Below are 2,742 nucleotides of genomic sequence, written 5' to 3'. Positions count from 1 at the left end.
CCGCGAAATGGGTGTAGGCGTATATGCTACAGGAGGTGAAACTGCCGATGTAGGCGATTTGGTGCGTACCATCATCGTAGACAGTACCGTAACTTGCCGCATGAAGCGCAGCGATGTGATTGATAATGCCAATATCCGTCCGGGCGATGTAATTGTAGGCTTGGCTTCTTACGGACAGGCTACTTACGAAAAAGAATATAACGGTGGCATGGGCAGCAACGGATTGACCAGTGCCCGTCATGATGTATTCTCCAAATATCTGGCAGAGAAATATCCCGAAAGTTATGACAAGGCAGTGCCCGAAGAACTGGTTTACTCCGGTGGTCTGAAACTGACGGATGCCGTAGAAGACAGCCCGCTGGATGCCGGAAAATTGATACTCTCCCCTACCCGCACGTATGCGCCGGTAGTGAAGAAGTTGCTGGATGCACTTCGCCCTGAAATTCATGGTATGGTACACTGCTCGGGTGGTGCACAGACGAAAGTGCTGCACTTTATAGGTGATAATTGCCGCGTGATTAAGGATAATCTGTTCCCTGTTCCTCCTTTGTTCAAAACGATTAAAGAGCAGAGCAATACAGACTGGGCAGAGATGTACAAGGTATTCAATATGGGACACCGTCTTGAAGTATATCTATCGCCCGAACATGCCGAGGAAGTAATTGCCATCAGCAAGAGTTTCGGTATTGATGCACAGATTGTTGGACGTATTGAAGAAAGCAACCAGAAAGAACTGATTATCAAGAGTGAGTTCGGAGAATTCAAATACTAATTCAATGGCAGACAACAATACCATATTAGAGAAACTCGAAGGGCTTGTTGCCCGCTTCGAAGAAGTATCGACGCTGATTACAGACCCGGCAGTGATTGCCGACCAGAAGCGTTACGTTAAACTCACCAAAGAGTACAAAGAACTGGGCGACCTGATGGAGGCCCGCAAAGAATATATCCAAGTGCTGAACGGCATCGAGGAAGCCAAAGAGATCATCTCCAATGAAACAGACCCGGAGATGCGGGAAATGGCACGCGAAGAATTGGATGCCTGTCAGGCACGCCAGCCGGAACTGGAAGAACATATCAAACTCCTCCTCGTACCTGCCGACCCGCAAGACAGCAAGAACGCCATCCTCGAAATCCGCGGGGGTACAGGTGGTGACGAAGCCGCTATCTTTGCCGGAGACCTCTTCCGCATGTATACCAAATATTGCGAAACGAAAGGTTGGAGGATGGAAATATCCAGCGTCAACGAAGGCGCGGCAGGCGGATTCAAGGAAATCATTTGCAGCGTTACGGGCGACAATGTATACGGAACATTGAAATACGAATCGGGGGTACACCGCGTACAGCGTGTTCCGGCTACTGAAACTCAGGGACGTGTGCATACCTCCGCCGCATCCGTAGCCGTGCTGCCCGAAGCCGAAGAGTTCGATGTAGTAATTAATGAAGGCGAAATCAAATGGGATACTTTCCGAAGTGGCGGTGCCGGCGGACAGAATGTAAATAAAGTTGAGTCCGGTGTACGTCTGCGCTATGTATGGAGAAATCCGAACACCGGCGCTTCTGAAGAAATCCTGATTGAGTGTACCGAAACACGCGACCAACCGAAGAATAAAGAGCGTGCCCTCTCACGTCTGCGTACCTTCATTTACGACAAGGAACATCAGAAATATCTGGACGATATTGCCTCCAAGCGAAAGACAATGGTATCTACCGGAGACCGCTCCGCTAAAATCCGTACCTACAACTATCCGCAAGGACGCATCACCGACCATCGTATCAACTATACCATCTATAACCTCTCCGCCTTTATGGACGGTGACATTCAGGATTGTATCGACCACCTGATTGTAGCGGAAAATGCAGAACGTCTGAAAGAAAGCGAACTGTAAGCCAACAGGTTAAGAAGCAGAGCGAATGAAAGGACAGCTACTACATAAAGTATTTCATACCCTGACGGAAGCGTTTCAAAATTGCCTGAGGCGCTTTCCTTCTACAGTATGTTTCGTCCTTGCACTTACCGCTTATTTAGTCTATCTGGTAGCTACCGACCTGGATGATGACAGGAAGCTGGTGATGGTTCTGGGTTACTATTTTTCTATCGGTACGTTGCTCTCACTCACTCTCCACCTGTGGAGCGAAGAGATAAAGAGCAAGATAAAAGGAGTGATCGTACATATAATAATGCACGTATTGCTGATTGCCGATGCGGTGTACCTCTACAGTCTTTCACCGGAACAGTCGCTTACCGAAATAGGCATAGCCCACGGAGCCGCCATCCTGGCACTGTGGCTTTCGGCTTTCTTCCTTTCATTCATCAAAGAAAAGAATGACATTCCAAGCTGGAACTTCGCTTCATACACGGTCGGCGCTTTTGTCACGGCCAATGTGGTGGGGCTTATCATGAGCGGTGGAATCAGTCTGCTGGTGTTCTCGCTCCGCCAACTCTTCAATGTGGATGTAAGTTGGAATTGCTATCTGTATATCCTTATTATATGTAGCGTGTTGCTTCCGATGTTGCTCTTCCTTGGCATGTTGCCCAAAGATGAACAAAAACATAACCGGGAGCCGCAACCGTCGGAGTTCCTGAACGGCACGATACATTTTCTCTTCCTCCCGCTCATGGCAGGATATCTCCTCGTGCTTTATGTTTATGCAGCCCGCATTTTTATCAGTTGGGAACTGCCCACAGGCTGGGTTTCCTGGCTCGTGGTAGCACTGATGGCAGGATGTATCGCCATTGAA

2 protein-coding genes and 1 pseudogene are annotated in these 2,742 nt (G+C 48.7%); all 3 read left to right on the top strand.

The window, feature by feature from the left end; translation table 11 throughout:
- On the top strand, positions 1-772 hold a 772-nt coding region (locus tag Q1W14_RS21640), incomplete at its 5' end, for an AIR synthase-related protein (protein WP_300704932.1).
- Between the two features lie 4 nt (positions 773-776).
- Entirely contained in the window at positions 777-1,889 is a 1,113-nt protein-coding gene (gene prfA / locus Q1W14_RS21635; RefSeq protein ID WP_022208719.1) for a peptide chain release factor 1, read from the top strand.
- 25 nt (positions 1,890-1,914) lie between these two features.
- Positions 1,915-2,742, top strand: a pseudogene (locus Q1W14_RS21630) (DUF4153 domain-containing protein); the annotation flags it as partial.

This window comes from Bacteroides sp. (genome assembly GCF_030151085.1).
Classification (GTDB): domain Bacteria; phylum Bacteroidota; class Bacteroidia; order Bacteroidales; family Bacteroidaceae; genus Bacteroides.
The sequence above is the reverse complement of the archived record's forward strand: the minus strand, read 5'-3'. Positions and strand labels throughout refer to the sequence as shown.

Coding starts and splice junctions, on each gene's coding strand:
- prfA (WP_022208719.1), top strand. CDS start 777: ATGGCAGACAACAATACCATATTAGAGAAACTCGAAGGGCTTGTTGCC.